General features: G+C 66.5%; 18 protein-coding genes and 1 pseudogene. 13 read left to right on the top strand and 6 right to left on the bottom strand.

Going from position 1 to position 17,942, the window contains the following annotated elements:
* The 8 genes and pseudogenes from EGH23_RS16040 to EGH23_RS16005 all read left to right on the top strand — a co-directional run.
* Positions 1-276 (top strand): annotated as a pseudogene (locus tag EGH23_RS16040) (zinc ribbon domain-containing protein); the annotation flags it as partial.
* A 311-nt stretch (positions 277-587) separates the two neighbouring features.
* Positions 588-2,528 carry an acetate--CoA ligase gene (acs, locus tag EGH23_RS16035; RefSeq protein ID WP_220580999.1) on the top strand — a complete coding sequence of 647 codons (1,941 nt, stop codon included), beginning with the start codon at positions 588-590 and terminating at the stop codon, positions 2,526-2,528.
* Between the two features lie 143 nt (positions 2,529-2,671).
* Positions 2,672-4,369 (top strand): bacterio-opsin activator domain-containing protein, encoded by a 1,698-nt coding sequence (locus EGH23_RS16030; protein WP_220580998.1) that lies wholly within the window; start codon positions 2,672-2,674, stop codon positions 4,367-4,369.
* A 70-nt stretch (positions 4,370-4,439) separates the two neighbouring features.
* Positions 4,440-6,434 carry an acetate--CoA ligase gene (gene acs / locus EGH23_RS16025; protein WP_220580997.1) on the top strand — a complete coding sequence of 665 codons (1,995 nt, stop codon included), beginning with the start codon at positions 4,440-4,442 and terminating at the stop codon, positions 6,432-6,434.
* Between the two features lie 52 nt (positions 6,435-6,486).
* Positions 6,487-6,945: a DUF4212 domain-containing protein gene (locus EGH23_RS16020; RefSeq protein WP_220580996.1), complete on the top strand. Its 459-nt coding sequence runs from the start codon at positions 6,487-6,489 to the stop codon at positions 6,943-6,945.
* On the top strand, positions 6,942-8,639 hold the full coding sequence (locus EGH23_RS16015) for a sodium:solute symporter family transporter (protein WP_220580995.1): 1,698 nt from the start codon (positions 6,942-6,944) through the stop codon (positions 8,637-8,639). Before EGH23_RS16020 ends, EGH23_RS16015 begins: the two co-directional genes overlap by 4 nt.
* Positions 8,640-8,641: 2 nt before the next feature.
* Positions 8,642-9,115 carry a universal stress protein gene (locus tag EGH23_RS16010; protein ID WP_220580994.1) on the top strand — a complete coding sequence of 158 codons (474 nt, stop codon included), beginning with the start codon at positions 8,642-8,644 and terminating at the stop codon, positions 9,113-9,115.
* Positions 9,116-9,154: 39 nt separating this feature from the next.
* Positions 9,155-9,376 (top strand): DUF8119 family protein, encoded by a 222-nt coding sequence (locus EGH23_RS16005; RefSeq protein WP_220580993.1) that lies wholly within the window; start codon positions 9,155-9,157, stop codon positions 9,374-9,376.
* A 31-nt stretch (positions 9,377-9,407) separates the two neighbouring features.
* Here EGH23_RS16005 and EGH23_RS16000 read toward each other — a convergent pair whose 3' ends face one another.
* The 3 genes from EGH23_RS16000 to EGH23_RS15990 all read right to left on the bottom strand — a co-directional run bounded on the left by EGH23_RS16000 (position 9,408) and on the right by EGH23_RS15990 (position 11,564).
* Positions 9,408-9,797 (bottom strand): type II toxin-antitoxin system VapC family toxin, encoded by a 390-nt coding sequence (locus EGH23_RS16000; RefSeq protein WP_220580992.1) that lies wholly within the window; start codon positions 9,795-9,797, stop codon positions 9,408-9,410.
* Position 9,798: 1 nt separating this feature from the next.
* A complete protein-coding gene (locus EGH23_RS15995) occupies positions 9,799-10,035 on the bottom strand; it encodes an antitoxin VapB family protein (protein WP_236044870.1) in 237 nt (78 codons plus the stop codon).
* Between the two features lie 134 nt (positions 10,036-10,169).
* On the bottom strand, positions 10,170-11,564 hold the full coding sequence (locus tag EGH23_RS15990; RefSeq protein ID WP_220580990.1) for a GntP family permease: 1,395 nt from the start codon (positions 11,562-11,564) through the stop codon (positions 10,170-10,172).
* Between the two features lie 180 nt (positions 11,565-11,744).
* On the opposite strand from EGH23_RS15990, the gene EGH23_RS15985 reads away from it, so the two are divergent.
* Positions 11,745-12,191 carry a universal stress protein gene (locus EGH23_RS15985; RefSeq protein WP_220580989.1) on the top strand — a complete coding sequence of 149 codons (447 nt, stop codon included), beginning with the start codon at positions 11,745-11,747 and terminating at the stop codon, positions 12,189-12,191.
* Positions 12,192-12,250: 59 nt separating this feature from the next.
* On the opposite strand, the gene EGH23_RS15980 is transcribed toward EGH23_RS15985, so the two are convergent.
* Both EGH23_RS15980 and EGH23_RS15975 read right to left on the bottom strand, forming a co-directional pair.
* Complete coding sequence (locus EGH23_RS15980) at positions 12,251-12,589, bottom strand: hypothetical protein (protein WP_220580988.1); 339 nt, start codon at positions 12,587-12,589, stop codon at positions 12,251-12,253.
* A 551-nt stretch (positions 12,590-13,140) separates the two neighbouring features.
* Entirely contained in the window at positions 13,141-14,004 is an 864-nt protein-coding gene (locus EGH23_RS15975; RefSeq protein ID WP_220580987.1) for a CheF family chemotaxis protein, read from the bottom strand.
* A gap of 118 nt (positions 14,005-14,122) precedes the next feature.
* Here EGH23_RS15975 and EGH23_RS15970 point away from each other — a divergent pair, with 118 nt between their 5' ends.
* Positions 14,123-14,281, top strand: coding sequence for a glycine zipper domain-containing protein (locus EGH23_RS15970; protein ID WP_220580986.1), 159 nt, complete (start codon positions 14,123-14,125; stop codon positions 14,279-14,281).
* Between the two features lie 7 nt (positions 14,282-14,288).
* Here the strand turns inward: EGH23_RS15970 and EGH23_RS15965 are convergent, their stop codons facing one another.
* Entirely contained in the window at positions 14,289-15,101 is an 813-nt protein-coding gene (locus EGH23_RS15965; protein ID WP_220580985.1) for an undecaprenyl-diphosphate phosphatase, read from the bottom strand.
* Between the two features lie 99 nt (positions 15,102-15,200).
* Between EGH23_RS15965 and EGH23_RS15960 the strand changes: the two genes are divergently transcribed.
* From EGH23_RS15960 to EGH23_RS15950, 3 genes are all read left to right on the top strand, one after another.
* A complete protein-coding gene (locus tag EGH23_RS15960) occupies positions 15,201-16,310 on the top strand; it encodes a mechanosensitive ion channel family protein (protein WP_220580984.1) in 1,110 nt (369 codons plus the stop codon).
* Positions 16,311-16,370: 60 nt separating this feature from the next.
* Complete coding sequence (locus tag EGH23_RS15955) at positions 16,371-16,574, top strand: hypothetical protein (RefSeq protein ID WP_220580983.1); 204 nt, start codon at positions 16,371-16,373, stop codon at positions 16,572-16,574.
* An 88-nt stretch (positions 16,575-16,662) separates the two neighbouring features.
* Positions 16,663-17,940 carry a tRNA pseudouridine(54/55) synthase Pus10 gene (locus EGH23_RS15950; protein ID WP_220580982.1) on the top strand — a complete coding sequence of 426 codons (1,278 nt, stop codon included), beginning with the start codon at positions 16,663-16,665 and terminating at the stop codon, positions 17,938-17,940.
* The last annotated feature ends 2 nt before the right edge of the window (positions 17,941-17,942 follow it).

The following is a 17,942-nucleotide window of genomic DNA, read 5'->3' as shown; positions in this document are numbered from 1 at the left end:
CCGCAGTGCGGTTCGACAGACCGGACGACACGGCATCAGGACACGCTCGCCTGTCCGTGTGGGTTCGAGGGCCACGCCGACCTTACAGCGTCAGAAACGTTCCTGAAGCGGCAGACAGAGAACGCAGTCAGGCCGATGGCACGGCCCGTGCGGTTCGAGTGGGACGACCACGACTGGTCGGGGATATCACACCCTCACGAAAGTCCCAAAGAACAGCGCACAGACCCGAGTACCGCCCACCATGGCGGGAATGTTGCTTCCGGGGAATCGGCATAGCCGAGACTCCCACGGAGGAAACCGCGCCGTTTACGGCGTGGAGGATGTCATCAAGACTCCCTCGAACTCTCCGAGGAGGTCTGGGAAACGGGTGGCGTCCCGCGTGAATCGTTCGTCTCACCCTGGGCAGTACATTCGCCCCGCACCGAAGACTTCGTAGCGTGGCAAGGGCGAGTGTCCGACGAGTTTGTCGACCGCGTCGTCGAGGTTCTGACGGCGTATCTCTAGTCGGGCGATCTGTCTGCGTTCCATCCCGATTTTTCGTCTACTTAGCGCCAAACCTTTTGAGGACGCCCTCGAAGTGCCATTCAATGACAGGGTCCCACGGGTCGGGCCGCAAGACCGCCCTGGAAGACCGCCCGGCCATCGACCCGCCCGCGTGGTTCACCGAACAGGCCAACCAAGCCGATCCGTCGGTGTACGACACTTTCGAGCGTGAGTGGCCGGCGTGCTGGGAGCAAGCGGCCGACTTACTGGAGTGGGAAGAGTCGTACGACACCGTCCTCGACGACGAGGACGGCCCGCCCTTCGAGTGGTTCGCCGGCGGGACGCTGAACGCCTCGTACAACTGCATCGACCGACACCTCCCCGAGCGCAAGAACCAGTTGGCGCTCATCTGGGAGGGCCACGGCGAGTCCCGGACCTACACGTACCGAGAGCTCTCTCGCGAAGTCAACGCCGTCGCGGCGGCGTTGCGCGAACGCGGCGTCGAGGAGGACGACGTGGTGACCATCTACCTCCCGATGGTCCCCGAACTCCCCGTCGTGATGCTCGCCTGCGTGCGGCTGGGCGTCGTCCACAACGTCGTCTTCGCGGGGTTCTCCTCGGGCGCGCTCGCCGAGCGGATGGAGCGCACGGGCTCGGAACTGCTCGTCACCTGCGACGGCTACTACCGACGAGGCAGCGCCGTCGCCCAGAAGAACAAGGCCGACAACGCCCGCATCGCCGTCGAGCAGGACGTCTCCGTCGTCGTGCTGGACCGGCTGGGTCGGGACGTTCACCTCGGAAAGGACTACTACGACTACGCGACGCTCCGGGACGCACACGACGGCGAGACGGTCGATCCGGTCCCGCGGGACGCGGGCGATACGCTCTTTCGCATCTACACCTCGGGGACGACCGGCGAACCCAAGGCCGTCGACCACACCACCGGCGGCTACCTCTCACACGTCGCCTGGACCAGCGAGTCGGTTCTGGACATCAAGCCGACGGACACCTACTGGTGTTCGGCCGACATCGGCTGGATCACCGGCCACTCCTACATCGTCTACGGCCCGCTCGCGCTCGGGACGACCACCGTCCTCTACAACGGCACGCCGGACCACCCCGAGAAAGACCGCCTCTGGGACATCGTCGAGCGCTACGCCGTCGACGTCTTCTACACCGCGCCGACGGCCATCCGCGCGTTCATGAAGTGGGGCGAGGAGTACCCCGCACGGCACGACCTCTCCAGTCTGCGCCTGCTGGGGACCGTCGGCGAGCCCATCGACGAGCGGGCCTGGCAGTGGTACCGCGAGCACATCGGCGGCGGCGACGCGCCCGTCGTCGACACCTGGTGGCAGACCGAGACGGGCGCGATTCTGGTCGCCACGCTGCCGGGCGTCGACGCGATGAAACCCGGCGCGGCGGGCAAGCCGCTACCCGGAATCCAGACCGAGGTGGTCGACCCCGCGGGCGAGCCGGTCGACCGCGGCGAGGCCGGCGAACTCGTCGTCACCCGCCCGTGGCCGGGGATGCCCCGCGCGCTGCGGACCGGCGAAGACTGGGGGAAGTCGTTGGTTCACGGCGACGAGTGGCGCTACTACCCCGAGGACGGCGCGACGGTCGACGGCGACGGCTACGTCACGTTTCTGGGCCGTATCGACGACGCTATCAACGTCGCCGGGCGGCGCTTCAGCACGATGGAACTGGAGAGCGCCATCGCGGGCGTCGAGGGCGTCGCCGAGACCGCCGTCGTCGGGGCCGACCACGCGACCACGGGAACGGCCGTCTACGCCTACGTCTCGCCGGAGGGCAACTGCGCCGAAGCCGACCTCGAAAAGCGCATCGAGGCGGCCGTCGAGAGGGCGATCGGCAGCGTCGCCACGCCCGAGGCGGTCATCTTCACGCCCGACCTCCCGAAGACGCGCTCGGGAAAGGTGATGCGACGGCTCCTCACCGCGGTCGCCAACGGCGACGAGTTGGGCGATACGAGCGCGCTTCGGAACCCCGAGATCCTCGGCGAGCTACAGTCCGCGACGCCCGACCGATAGCGGTGTTTCGCTAATCTAGAAGTTTCCGAAACAAGAGTTCGACGCAGCTGTCGAAGTGTAGGGTTCACGAAGGAATTGTCTGAGCGACAGCGGAGAGAGTCCCCGTAAGCTTATTTCGGAGAGTCCCGAATACGCGAAACGGTATGACGAATTCAGCGGACGTTCTCGGCGCGCGCGGCTACGAACAGCTCCGGCGAGCCGCCGAGACGTACCGCGAGGACCTCGTCTTGCGCCTCGGTGCGGAGGTCGGCCTGCGCCCGGTAGAGATGACGCGCGTGCGTCTCGCGGACGTGACGAGCGACGGCGACCACTACTTCCTGGCCGTGCGCGACGGCGACGGCGAACCCGACCGCGAGGCGTACCTCCCGGAAGCCGTCGAGCACGACCTGCGGAAGTTCGCCAGCGCGAACGGCCGGGCCGAGGACGAACCGCTGCTGTCGGTGTCCGCCCGTCGCCTCCAGATGGTCGTCGGCGAGGTCGCCGACCGGGCCGCCGAGACCACGCCCCGACTGGCGGATATCTCCTCGCGCGACCTGCGCTGGCGCTTCGCGGCGACGCTGCTCTCACGGGGCGTCCCGCCGCACGTCGTCTGCGAACTCGGCGGCTGGGACCGCCTCGCCCGACTCGAACCGCTGCTGCCGGAACCGGACCGCGAGCGGGTCGTGCGCGCCGTCGAGGACACCGAGGACGTCCCGACGCCGGCCCGCCTCCGCCGGACCATCGGCGTCGCCGCCGACGTGGGTGAGACGCTGGCCGGCGCGGCGACCGGCGAGGAGATCGAACGGACCGTCTGCGAGCGACTGGCCGACACCGAGGGGTTTCGCTTCGCGTGGGTCGCGGAACGCACCGGCGACGGCCTAACGCCGCGCGCGTCGGCCGGCGTCGACGAGGACAGCGTCGGGGACCGCGCGCGCGACCACGAGGAGCAAGCGGCGGCCGCGATGGACGGCCACGAGGTGCGGATGGCCGAGGACGCCCGCGGGCCGATGGCGCTCGTCCCCATCGTCCGGGACGACGACGCGGCCGGCGTCCTCGCTATCGGGACGACGGCCCACGTCATCGACGCCGAACAGGACCTGCTGGCGGCACTCGGCGCGCAGGTCGGCGCGGCGCTGGCGGCCGTCGAGCGCAAGCGCCTCCTGCTCGCCGATACGGTCACGGAACTCACCTTCGAATGCACCGACCGCGACGCGTTTACCGTCGGCCTCTCGGCCGAGCTCGACTGCAGGCTCGAACTCTCGGGCGTCGTCCCGGTCGGCGGGCGCTCGCTGCTGTACTATCTGGTCGTCGAGGGCGCGCCCGCCGGGCCGGTCCTCTCGCGCGCCGCCGACGACGACGACATCGCCGACGCCCGCCTCATCGAGGACTACGGCGACGGGGCGCTCGTCGAGGTGGTCGTGACGGCCGCGCCCGCGCTCTCGCTCGTGGAGAACGGCGGCCGTCTCCGCGATCTGAGGGCCGAAAACGGGTCGGCGACCATCGAGGCCGAACTGCCCGGTGACACCGACCTCCGCGAGGCGGTCGACGCCGTCGTCGACGCCTATCCGGGGACGTCGCTGACGGCCAAACGCGAGACCGAGCGGTCCGTCGAGACGGAGACCGGCTTCCGCGAGCGGCTCTCCGACCGCCTCTCGGAGCGGCAGTCGACGGTGTTACAGGCCGCCTACCACAGCGGTTACTTCGAGTGGCCCCGCGGGACCACCGCCGAGGAACTCGCCGACTCGCTCGACGTCTCCTCGCCGACGTTCCACAACCACCTCAGGAAGGCCCAGCAGAAGCTCCTGACGGCGTTCTTCGCCGACGCGCCCACCGAAGAACCGCCCGCACCGCTGAACGGATGACTGACAGGTAGCAATTGCCATAGTTAGACCCCCCGTTTATCAGTGACCCGTTGATTGTGAGTGATAGACCATGTCAGATGATGACGTTCAACTCGAGGCGCGCTTGGAAGAGCAGGAGGTCTTCGAGCCCCCGGAGTCGTTCGTCGAGCAGGCGAACGTCGCCGATTCGGGGATCTACGAGGATTTCGAGGAGAACTGGCCGGAGTGTTGGGAGAACGCGGCTGACCTACTGGACTGGGAGGAGGAGTACGACCAGGTACTGGACGACTCGAACCCGCCGTTCTACGAGTGGTTCACCGGGGGGTCGCTGAACGCCTCCGAGAACTGTATCGACCGCCACCTCGACGAGCGGGGGGACGAGGCGGCCATCGAGTGGGTCGGGGAACCCGTAGACGAGGACGACGTCACCTACACCTACGAGGAGCTCCACCGCGAGGTCAACGAGTTCGCGGCCGCGCTCCGCGAACAGGGCGTCGAGGAGGACGACGTGGTCACGATGTACATGCCGATGATCCCCCAGCTCCCCATCGCCATGCTGGCCTGCGCCCGCATCGGCGCGCCCCATTCGGTGGTGTTCGCCGGCTTCTCGGCGGACGCGCTGGCGACGCGGATGAACTCCGCCGACTCGGAGTACCTCGTCACCTGTGACGGCTACTACCGACGCGGCGACCCGCTCGACCACCTCGAGAAGGCGAACGAGGGGCTGGAGGGCGTCGAACACGACGTGGAGACGGTCGCGGTGGCCGAGCGCCTGCTCGACGGTGACGGCTTCGGCCACGACTACGCCGACAATCAGGTCGCCTTCGAGGAACTCCAGCGCGAACAGGAGGGGGCGGAGGTAGACCCGGTCTCCCGGGACGCCGAGGACATGCTGTTCCTGATGTACACCTCGGGGACGACCGGCGAGCCGAAGGGGGTGAAACATACCACCGCCGGATACCTCTCCTACGTGGCCTGGACCTCACAGGCCGTCCTCGACGTCAAACCCGATGACACCTACTTCTGCTCGGCCGACATCGGCTGGATCACGGGCCACTCCTACATCATCTACGGGCCGCTCGCGCTCGGCACGACGACGACGATGTACGAGGGGACGCCCGACTACCCCGACAAGGACCGGCTCTGGGAGATCATCGAGGACCACGATATCACGCAGCTGTACACCGCGCCGACGGCCATCCGCTCGTTCATGAAGTGGGGCGAGGAGTACCCCGACAGCCACGACCTCTCCAGCCTGCGCTTGCTCGGGACCGTCGGCGAGCCCATCAACCCGCGGGCCTGGAAGTGGTACTACAAACACATCGGCAAGGAGGACTGCCCCGTCGTCGACACCTGGTGGCAGACCGAGACCGGCGGCATGATGCTGACGACGCTGCCCGGCGTCGGCGACATGAAGCCCGGCTCCGCCGGCCCGCCCCTACCGGGCGTCAGCGCCGACATCGTCGACGTCAGCGGCAGTCCCGTGAAGGCGGGTGAGGCCGGCTACCTCGTCGTCAACAAACCGTGGCCCGGCATGCTGCGGACGCTGTACAAGAACGACGAGCGCTTCATCGACGAGTACTGGCGGGAGTACTCCGACACCGACAGCGACGACCCGGCCGACTGGGTGTACTTCCCCGAAGACGGCGCGAAGATCGACCAGGACGGCTACATTACCGTCCTCGGTCGGGTCGACGACGTGCTCAACGTCTCGGGGCACCGCCTCGGGACGATGGAGATCGAGAGCGCCATCGTCGGCGTCGAGGGGGTCGCGGAGGCCGCCGTCGTCGGCGGCGAACACGACATAAAGGGCGAGGCCGTCTACGCCTACGTCATCACCGAGGACGGGTACGAGGAAGACGAGGAGCTGCGAGAGCGCATCATCGAGAGCGTCGAGGACGCCATCGGGCCGATCGCCCGCCCGGAGGCCGTCATCTTCACGCCGGAACTGCCCAAGACCCGCTCGGGCAAGATCATGCGCCGCCTCCTCGAAGACATCGCCAACGGCGAGGAGCTCGGCGACACCAGCACGCTGCGCAATCCGGACGTCGTCTCCGACATCCAGTCGAAGGTCGGCGGCGACTGAGCCGCGCACCGTTTTTCGAACACACAGCCACCGACACACCACGAACGGAACTATGACAGAGAAGAACACGCACGACTCCGGTGACCGTCCGTCGGTCGAGACCGACGGCGGAACCGCCGCACAGGCCGCACAGGCACATCAGAACACGAACTACCTCGACGAGGAGGTGAACCTGCTGAACCCGAGCACGCCGTTCATGCGCGACCACTTACGGCTCATCTGGACGGGGTTCATCGCGTGGGCGATCATCGTCTTCGTCCCGGTGACGCTGACGGCCGTCGTCCCCAGTGTCATGACGACGCCGATGCCAGTCATCGGCTTCCCGCTCCACTACTTCCTCGTCGCCATCGGCGCGCCCGCCGGCGCGCTCATCCTCTCGTTCTGGTACGCTCGCCGGCGCGACAAGTTAGACGAGAAGTACGGCATCACGCACACCGACGCCAGCGAGACCACCGCCGAGGACGCGACCGGCGACGAGCAGACCGCGACTGACGGGGGTGTCCGCGAATGATGAGCTACCTGCTCCAGAGCGGCCTGCTCCCCGAGGGGCTGAACGTCTCGTTCAAACTGCTCCCGGCGATACTCGTCCTCTCGATGCTCCTGCTGTTCCTCGGCATCGGCTTCGCGTTCCGCGTCGCCGACACCGAGGGGATGTGGGTCGCGGGTCGCTCGATCGGCAACGTCGAGAACGGGATGGCCATCGGGGCCAACTGGATGTCGGCCGCGTCGTACCTCGGGATGGCGGCGCTCATCGCCCTCTCGGGCTTCTACGGGCTGGCGTTCGTCGTCGGCTGGTCGACGGGTTACTTCATCCTGCTCATCTTCCTCGCGGCGCAGATGCGCCGGTTCGGGAAGTACACCGCGCCCGACTTCGTCGGCGACCGCTTCAACTCCGACAGCGCGCGCGCCATCGCGGCCGTGACGACGTTCCTCATCGGCTTCGTCTACGCCATCGGGCAGGCCCGCGGGATGGGCCTGGTCGGCCTCTACATCTTCGGCGACATCGGCATTCCCGGCTTCTCGGGATACCAGTCGATGGTCATCTTCATGATGGCGATCACCGTCGGCTATCTGACGCTGTCGGGGATGATGGGCGCGACCAAGAACATGGCCGTCCAGTACGTCATCCTCATCGTCGCGTTCCTCGCCGGCCTCTACGCCGTCGGCTTCACGGGGGGCTACTCGACGGTGCTTCCGCACATCGAGTACGGGGCCCTCTTCAGCACGCTCAGCAGCGAGTTCAGCGCGCCGTTCGTCTCCGCGAGCTACTACCTCTGGATCGCGACCGCGTTCTCGCTGGTGGTCGGGACGTGCGGACTGCCGCACGTCCTCGTTCGGTTCTACACGGTCGAGAGCGAGCGAACCGCGCGCTGGTCGACCGTCTGGGGCCTGTTCTTCATCTGCCTGCTGTATCTCTCGGCGCCGGCCTTCGCCGCCTTCGGCACCGACCTCTACGCCAACAACATCGGCGACGTCTACGGCGACCCCGGCATGACCACCGCCGCTGGCGACGTCATCGTCGTGCTGGCCGCCCAGCTCTCGAACCTCCCGCAGTGGTTCGTCGGCCTGGTGGCCGCGGGCGGCATCGCCGCCGCCATCGCGACGACGGCCGGCCTGTTCATCGCCGGTTCGTCGGCCATCTCTCACGACATCTACGCGAACATCATCAACGAGGACGCGAGCCAGCGCCAGCAGGTGATGGTCGGCCGCGCGAGCATCGTCGCGCTGGGCGTCATCACGACGCTCGCCGCGCTCGACCCCGCGGCACCCATCGCCGCGCTGGTCTCGTACGCGTTCTCGCTGGCCGGGGCCGTGCTGTTCCCGATGTTCTTCCTCGGCCTCTGGTGGGAGAACACGAACCGCCCCGGCGCGCTCACCGGCATGAGCACGGGCCTGGTCATCTGGATGATCCCGATGATAAACGAGGTGCTGCCCAGTTACGGCATCCTCGCCGGCGCGGCCGGTGCCGACGGCGTCCTCTCGGCATTCCTCGCCCAGTGGCTCCCGGCCATCGGCTCCGCGCTCGTCGCCGTGCCCATCGTCTTCGCGGTCACCATCGGCGTCTCGCTCGCGACCGACGAGCCCGACATGGCGACTAAGCGGCTGGTCCGGCAGTGTCACAGCCCCGAACCGATGTCGAAGATGCAGTCCGCCGAAGAGGTCGCGGCGACCGACGGCGGTGAACCACAACCCTCGGACGACTGACCATGTACGATACGATACTCGTCCCCACGGACGGCAGCACCGTCGCGGAAGTAGCAGTCAGCCACGCCGTCGACCTCGCCGAGAAGTACGACGCGACCGTCCACGCGCTGTACGTCGTCGACCCCGACTGGGTCAACTACAGCCTCGGCAGCGAACAGATCGACCGGCTCAAACAGGGCCACTTCGGCGAGATGGAAGACGTAGAAGACGACGCCAACGAAGCGACCGGCATCGTCGCCGACGCCGCTGCCGACCGCGGTATCGAGACGGTCGAGGAGGTCCGCGTCGGCACCCCCCACGAGATCATCAGCAACTACGCCGACGGCAACGACGTCGACCTCATCGTGATGGGGAGTCACGGCCGCTCGGGCGTCCGACGCGCCCTGCTGGGCAGCGTCACCGAACGCGTCCTCCGGTCGAGTCACCTCCCCATCCTCGTCGTCGACGAACAGGGCGTCGAAGGGCGGGAGGAGTAGTCGACTCCGGACCATGATCCCCACCGACGGAGGCCGCGCGTGAGCCTGTTGGAACGGGTCGGCGAGCACGTCCGCGAGAACCGCTCGGGGATGTTCGTCGATCTGGTGTTCGCGATGGCGTGGGTGACGCTGGTCTCGGTCGTCTTCGCAGTGTTGCCGCCGGCCCCGCAGTGGGCGTACTACCTCGCGATGGCGAGCGGTATCGTCGCCTACTACGGCTTCTTCTGGTCGCTCGAAGCGCTGCGGGCCGAGGAGTCGTAGCGGGCGACCGGCGAAAACGGTTCGGACCGCGTCAGTACGTCTCTGTTTCGACACCGAGCCGGTCGAAATCCTCGGCGTTTCGCGTGAGGACCGGCTCTTCGACGATATCGGCGGTCGCGCCAATAATCACGTCTCCGTCTCCGACCGGCGTCCCGTCGTTCTGTAACTCACCCGAGAGCCGGCCCGCCTTTCTCATCACGGCTGTGTCGGCGGGATGGACGGGTTTCGACGCGAGGACGTTTTCGACTTTCTCGCGTTCTGCCTCGGAGTCGGTAACGCGAGCGATACCGTAGTACAGCTCGAAGAGCGTCATCGCTGAAAGCCGCTGCTGGACTAGTTCGTTCTCTAGCTCTCGGGCCGTTTCGACCGCGCCCTCGTCGCCGTTCATCAGGTCGATGAGAAACGACGTATCGAGTAGCACGCTATGCGCCTCGCATCTGACCGGCGGTGTCTTCGAGTTCTTCACCGCGGCGCGTTCGCCGCTCGGAGACGGCGTCCCGAAGCGCGTCGGCTTCGTCGTCGCTTAGAATACCGGCGAGTTCCAGTAGCGATCGTTCGCCCGCCAATCGGAGTACGACCTCCGAGAACGTCTCGTCCTCGCGTTTGTGAGCCGCGAGCCGCTCGTAGGCGTCCTCGGAGAGGCGGATGCTCTTCGACATATGCATACAGTTGTATGCAGGCACAGTAAGTTCTTTCGCGGCGCTGGGACTCGTTGAGGGGGTTCCGCTCGTCGGGTACTGAGCGCGCTGCGCGACGTACCGAGGACCGAACCCGTTCGAAAGGCAGGCGCTGCCTACACCAGCGGGAAGAACGACGAGTAGACGAGCACCGCGATCAGGCCGGTCACGGAGATGATGGTCGTGAGGACGGTCCAGGTCTTCAGCGTCTCGGCCTGCGTGAGGCCGCCGATCTCCTTGAACAGCCAGAAGCCGGAGTCGTTGTACCACGAGAAGATGTTCCCGCCCGCGCCGATAGCCATCACCAGATACGCCGAGTGGACGGCGAGCTGGCCGGTCAGCGGGGCCATGATGCCCGCGGTCGTGAGCATCGCGGCAGTCGCCGACCCCTGTGCGATGCGGATGACGGCGGCGATGAGCCACGCGGTCACGATGAGCGGGATGCCGATGCCCTCGAACGCGCCGGCGATGTACGAGCCGATACCGGACGCGGCGAGCAGGGCACCGAACGCGCCGCCCATCGCGGTGATGGCGGCGATGTTCCCGCCGCTCTTCAGCGCCTCGGTGAGTTCGTCCTCCCAGATGGAGCGCGAGATGTCGTTCCATCGGAGGTAGGTGAGCGCCGCGGCGATGGCCGCGACCGTCAGCGCGACGTTCTTATCGCCGATGAACGCGACGGCGGGCTCGATAGTCGACAGCGTGGGGTACACCGTTTCGAAGGAATTGACGAAGGTGGAGGCGGCGACCAACACGACGGCGAGGATGATCGGAAGAGACGCCTCGAGAACGCCCGGAATCGACGAGGAGCTCTGCTTCGCGCGTTCCTCGAGTTCTTCGGTCGTCGTCCCCATCGAGTCCCGGAGCGGGATGTCGACTATGCCGTTGATGAAGCGACCGTAGACCAGACCGCCCATCACGGCCGCCGGGAACGCGACGGCCATGCCGACCAGAATCGTCATCCCGAGGTTGACGCCGATCTCGCTGGCGACGGCCAGCGGGCCCGGCGTCGGCGGCACGAAGACGTGCGCCGTCGCGGCACCAGCACCGACGACCACGAGGTACAGCGCGTAGTTCTTGCCCCGGCGCGCACGCATCGAGCGTGCGAGCGGCGCGAGGAGGTAGAAGACGCTGTCGAAGAACACCGGAATCGCCAGGACGGTACTGCTGCCCCACAGCGCGATGTCCGAGTTCTCCTTGCCGACCGCCGACTGGAACCCGCGGACGATGCGCTGTGCGGAGCCGCTCTCCAGCATCGATTTACCGATGACTGCGGCCATCAGAATCGGGATGCCGATGCCGGCCATCCCGTTCCCGAACGCCGTCGCAGTTCTCGTGGCGGCCTCCCCGAACGTGAAGTCCTGGACGAACACCGCGTTGACGAGCCCGACGGAGAACGCGGCGATGGTCAGCCCGACGAACGCCGGGAGATCCCAGACGACCAGTAGCAATACGACCAAGACGAGCCCGATTGCGAAGGTGAGCAACGGGCTATGTGCGAACTCGACTGCCATATACAGGAAGTCAATCATTGTTACCGTATGAAAATGTTTCCAATTGTGGGGATGTATAACGGACGTTTGTTCATGTCGAATATAATACTAAGTTTGAATCAGAAGTTCTGTTCCATTATAATTAGAATAGTATGTGTCTCTTCCCCTGTCTTTATCAGCGTCGCCTCACTCGACCCCGGTATGGAACGAGCACTCATCGTCGTCGAACCGACCGAGATCGCGAAGGGCCTCGTCCGCGAAGCGGGGACGCTCGCCGAGGGCGTGGACGCCGAAGTGACCCTCCTTCACGTCACTACCGAAGAAGCGTACAGCGCGCGCCGGGGAGCGATGGAGTCCATCCCGGACGCTTCGACGAAGTACACCCCCGGCGAGGCCGAAAAGGGAGCCACGGAGTTCGCAGAGGACGTCGGCCGCGAAGTACTGTCCGAACTCGACGTCGAGTACGAAGCGGCCGGTGCCGTCGGCGACGAGGCCGACGAGATCCTCCGGGCGGCCGAAGAGTACGGCTGTGACCACGTCTTCCTCCCGGGCCGACAGCGCTCGCCCACCGGGAAAGCGCTCTTCGGCGACGCCACACAGCGAGTCGCCCTCGACTTCAATGGGCCGGTGACCGTCGTCACCGAGTGAGCTGAAACTCCGCCGAAACGGCGTTTCGAGTCCCTATCCGAGACGGACGGCGGTCGCCGCTACAGTCGCTCTATCTGCCAATAGAGATACCGCGAGGCCACGGCCTCGAAGTTGTCTTGCCCGCAGCCCGAACACTCGAAGCCCGTCGCCCCGCTGTCGACCACCGCGAGGACGTTCCCACAGTCGTTCTCACAGCGTATTCGCCACGTCCGTCCGTCGACCGCGTCCGAGATCTCTCGCCGGTGATCGGTCAAGTGTGACGCGCCGTGGAGCTTTATCCCCTCCTCGGTCGCACTCCAGAGGACCGCCTCGCAAAACTCGCAGTCGAATCGATAGTCGACGTCCGTGCGCCCCTGTTCTCCTCGGTCGACATCGAATTGATGTGGTGGATCACTCATGATGGGCGAGAGAACTATGTGGTGCGCCCCGCATGGATACGACCCGCCACGCGTCTCTCACATCGTTTTTGCAGTTCCACTACCGGTTCGGTAGTGGACGCACAGTGTGTCCAGTCTCGTGGTTCCCCCTCCGTGACCGAGCGTGTTCAATGGGTGGTTTCACCCACTTTCTCACAGAGAGTCGCGATCTCGAACGAAGCGAGGAACCGCGTTACTGCGCTACGGTTCACTGTCTTGCGGGCATCGCACGCTCGACTGACCGAGGCCTCGCTACCGTTCGCCGTCTCCGGGCGGCAGTGCCGCCCGACTGCTCGAGGGACCGTCGGTCCCTCTCTGGTCGCGCCCCTCGCTACTGCTCCGCGGTTCCCTACAGTTACCGCGCCGCTGTCCGAGGTTCTTCGCTACTCTCAGAACCCCGCTACTCACGGGCCACTCCGTTCCCCGTTCGCTATTGGAGACTCCGAGCGAAGCGAGGATTCTCCCTACTGCTCGCGGGTCACTCCGTTCCCCGCTCGCTTTTCGAGGACCGCTCCTTTCAGTCGCGCCCCTCGCTATTCCCCGCTCATCGCTTCGCTCGCCATGTTCCGCCCCTGTGCGTTCAGGCTGACCTCCGTCCGGGTCCGGACCTTGTCCACCGCACCGACGTCTAAGAGCTTCTGATAGATCTCCTCGACCTCGTCGGGCGTCGTCCCGACGAAATCCGCCATCTCGAACGGGGAGACGCCGGAGTACAGCGCCATCAGCACCTGGCTCTCCATCTCCGAGAGTTCGTAGTCGTCCTCGCGTCGGTCGACCACCGCCGAGAACAGCGACCGCAGAGCGTCGGTGTGGTGGGCCATCCCCGAGAAATGCGTCTCGACGCTGCGGTCCCGTTCGTCGGTGTGTTCGACCTCGACGACGGCGCGCCGTTCGCCCATCACCGCGCTCTCGCTCGTCTCGATGGTCCCCACGTCCTCGATGTCGAAGACGGTCGAGTCGCCGCCGGGGAACTGCAGGCGGACCTCCTCGTCGGCCAATCGGAAGCGCGCTTTCCCCCACTCGGCGTCGTCCCGGATGACGCCGCCGACGACGGCCGGGTGCCGAGCGAGGATGACCGCGCCCTGTAAGGCGGCCCGACAGTACTCGAACGCGAAGTCCTCGACGCCGGCGGCGTCTACTAACAGGACGTTGTTTCCGACTTCGAACGCGGTGGCGGTGGCCGGCGCTCCGTCCGGAACGTCGCTCTCGGGGTCGGCCAGCGATATCTTCGAGTGCGGGATGGGCTGTTTCCCGCCGCTAGTCGCCAAGACGAGACGCTTGTTGGTGACGACGATTCGGCAGGAGCGCCACTGGGGGTCCTCGACCTGCTCGCCGTCGCGGACGACGTACTGGAAGTCCCCGGACGCGTCGAACACCTTCCGTTCGTCACCACTCATGGCCGCAATCACCCGACAGTTGTCGCCACGCCGTATATAACTTCCAGCACCGTGCCCGTCGGTCGCCGAGAAGAGGCCCACCTACAGAGTTATCCCGAAGCCAGACCACCGAGTAGTCGTGACCGAAACCGATGAGAGAGATGCACGGGGGGTCGGGATAGCGCTCGGCGCAGGTATCGGGGCCGCACTCGGCGTCGCTTTGGACGACCTGGCCCTGTGGCTGTCGCTCGGTCTCGCGATGGGAGTCGCGTTCGGAGCCGCCCTGAACACCCGGTAAGAGCTTCTCACAGCGCGACCAGCAGCCCGCCGGCGACGCCGAGACCGCCGAAGAACACACAGACCAGCCAGAACGCGACCCGGCGGACGAGGCGGACCAGCGCGTCCACGGTCAGATAGCCGACGACCGCGCTGACCGCGAGCGCGACGACCGCCGCGAGTGGAGAGACAGAGGGCAGACCGGTATCGGCCAGCACGAGGACGTTCGCGGCCAGCGCGGCCGGGATCGAGAGCAGAAAGGAGAGCCGCAGGGAGGACTCGCCCTCGTGACCGCGCAGCAACAGCGCGCTGACCGTCGTTCCCGACCGCGAGACGCCGGGAAGAATCGCCAGACCCTGTAGCGCGCCGACGACGACGGCGTCCACGAGATTCGGGTTCTCTCGGTCACCGAGCGACAGCACCGCGGCGAACCGCTGGAGCAGTCCCGTCACGACCAGCAGCGCGCCGACGAACGCGAGAAATAGCCCGCCGCCGAGATCCGAGACGAGGGTGTCGAGCACGAGATACGCCGGCAAGCCGGTCAGCCCCGTCGCCAGCGTCGCCACGACGAGAAAGGAGAGGTCCGCCGTCTCGTCGGCGAACGGCCGTCGGGAGAGATCGCGGAGAGAGGCGAACAGCTCCCGTACCTCGTCACGGTAGTACGCGACCGCGGCGACGGCGGTGCCGGCGTGTAAGAACAGCGCCAGTCGCGTCGCGGTCTCGGGCTCTAACCCCGCGAGCACCGTCGAGGCGAGCGCGACGCCCCCCTCGCTGGAGACGGGAATCCACTCCAGAACCCCCTGCAAGATACCGAGTAGAATGGCGACGAGTAGCGGATGCACATTCACGGGAGAGACGGCCGGGAATAAAGGCGGTTCGGTCGCCTCGGCGCGTGACGGCCCGAGAGGGCAGTATATATTCTTCGGCAGCCAACAGGTGGTATGCAACTGGGTGGTGTCTCCGCGTGGCTCGCCGCGCTCCCGGTCTGGCAGGGCTTCGCCCTGCTCGTGCTCGGCGGGTTGGGGCTTGCGACGATCGTACAGGTCGTCGGTGACCGCTTTCTCAGACGGCTCACCGACCGCATCGACGGACAGGTGGACGACATCGTCCTCCGGGGCGTTCACTCGGCGCTGTACGTCACCGTCGCCATCGCCGGCGCGTACGCCGGGACGCAGGTGTACGACGTCTCGCCGAACGTGGCCGTTCCCTTAGAAGCGGGAACGCTCTCGCTGGTCATCCTCGTCTGGATGGTGACGCTGATGCGGATCGGTCGGAAGGCCTCCGCGGCGGCGACCGACAACCGGTACGTCGACCGACAGGTGGTTCCCATCCTCCAGAACGTCTGGAGCGCGCTCGTCGCCGGTCTCGGCGTCTTCCTCTTGCTCGTCCTCTGGGAGGTGGACGTCCGGCCGCTGTTGGCCTCGGCGGGCCTGATCGGTATCATCGTCGGGCTCGCGGCCCGCGACACGCTCGCGAACTTCTTCGGGTCGCTGTCGCTGTACCTCGACGGCACCTACAAAGTCGGCGACTTCGTCGTCCTCGAAACCGGCGAGCGCGGGCGCGTCGAGGACATCTCCGTGCGTTCGACGGTCATCCGCACCCGCGACGACATCCTCGTCACCGTCCCGAACTCGAAGCTCAGCAACGCCGCCATCGTCAACGAATCGACGCCCAAACAGAAGCGGCGCATTCGCGTCCCCATCGGCGTCGCCTACGGCACCGACGCCGACGCCGTCGAGGAGATTCTACTCGCCGTCGCCGAAGAGGAAGGGCTCGTCCTCGAACGACCCAAACCCCGGGTCCGGTTCCGCGAGTTCGGCGCGTCCGCGCTGAACTTCGAACTGCTCTGTTGGGTCGGCAATCCCGCCCAGAACGCCCGCGCGATCCACAACCTCAACCGCGCGGTCTACGAGCGCTTCCGGACCGACGGCATCGAGATCCCGTTCCCCCAGCGCGACGTGTCGGTGTCGGTGACGGACGTGCCGGGCGACCTGTTTCAGCAGTCCAGCGCCGAGCCGTTCTCCGCCGACGGCGGGCGAGACGCGCCCTAGACCGCTTTCCCTTTCGTAATAACCACAAGGTATTTCAGAAGCTGTACGATACCTCGACACATGGTCACGGGGTTGGAATATCAACTGACCCTGCTCGCGGACGTCATCCAGAAGGCCGTCGTCCAGGGCGTACTCGGCCCCGAGCAAGCAACAGCGCTCAAAAGCCAGCTCGCCGAATGCGAGTCGCTCGAAGACGTCGACGCGTTCTGGGAACTGCTCGAAGAAGAGTACGACGTGCTCGACTCTTCCGTCTGGAGCGAGTGAGGAGCGCCGTGAAACGCTCTCCGGCTGGTGTTCTCTTCCCGACGAGAGGTCGAAACGCAGTTACGGGCCGGTCGCCTCGCTCGGAACAATGAACGTACTAGAGGTCACACGGGCCGCACTCGACACCGGCCCGCTCTGTGACGCCTGTCTCGGTCGGCTGTTCGCCGAGCGGAGTTTCGGCTTGGCGAACGCCGAGCGAGGCCACGCGCTGCGCGTGTCACTCGCGCTCGAAGCGGACGAGCCGTTCGAGGCGAGCGAGGACTGCTGGGTGTGTGAGGGCGAGACCGACCGCGTCGACTGGTGGGCCGAACAGGCCGCCACCGCCGCCCGGGGCTACGACTTCGAGACCTATCAGGTGGGGACGAAGGTGCCGCCGCTGTTCGAGGAGAACGACGCCCTTCTGCGAGAGGACGTGGGGCTGGACCCGGATTCGGGCGAGGCCCTGAAGACGGAACTCAACCGCGAAGTGGGCAAGCGAATCGGCCGCCTGACCGACACCGAAGTCGAGTTCGGGCGGCCGGACGTGCAGTTCACGCTCGACCTCTCGACCGACGAGGTGGACGTGCAGGTCAACTCCGCGTTCGTCTACGGCCGCTACCGCAAGCTACAGCGGGACATCCCCCAGACGAAGTGGCCCTGTAACGACTGCAACGGCACCGGCCTCTATCAGGGTCAGCCCTGTGACGGCTGTGACGGGACCGGGTACCGCTACGACGAGAGCGTCGAGCAGCTCTCCGCGCCCGTCGTCGAGGAGGCGATGGACGGGTCGGCGGCGACGTTTCACGGCGCGGGCCGCGAGGACGTCGACGCGCTGATGCTCGAATCCGGGCGGCCGTTCGTCATCGAGGTGGACTCGCCCCGGACCCGAGACGTCGACACCGACGCGCTCGAACGCGAGATCAACGAGTTCGCCGACGGGAAAGTCGAGGTCGAGGGGCTGCGGCTGGCGACTCACGAGATGGTCGAGCGGGTGAAGGAACTCGACGCCTCGAAGACCTACCGGATGGACGTCGAGTTCTCGGAACCGGTGACGGAAGAAGCGTTACGGACGGCGCTGGACGAACTCGAAGGGACGACCGTCGAACAGGAGACGCCACAGCGGGTCGCCCACCGGCGGGCCGACCTCACCCGAACGCGGGACGTCTACGCCGCGAGCGGCGAACTCGTCGACGAGCGCCACGCCGACATCCGCATCCACGGCGCGGGCGGTCTCTACGTGAAGGAACTGGTCTCCAGCGACGGCGGCCGAACCGACCCGAGCCTGGCCGGATTGCTGGGCGTCGACGCCGTCGTGACCGCGCTGGACGTGGTCGACGTCGAAGGGGAGAGCGAACCGTTCGCCAAAGCCGAGTTCTTCAAAGAGTAGCC

It is taken from the genome of Haloarcula nitratireducens, assembly GCF_019599505.1.
The sequence above is the reverse complement of the archived record's forward strand: the minus strand, read 5'-3'. Positions and strand labels throughout refer to the sequence as shown.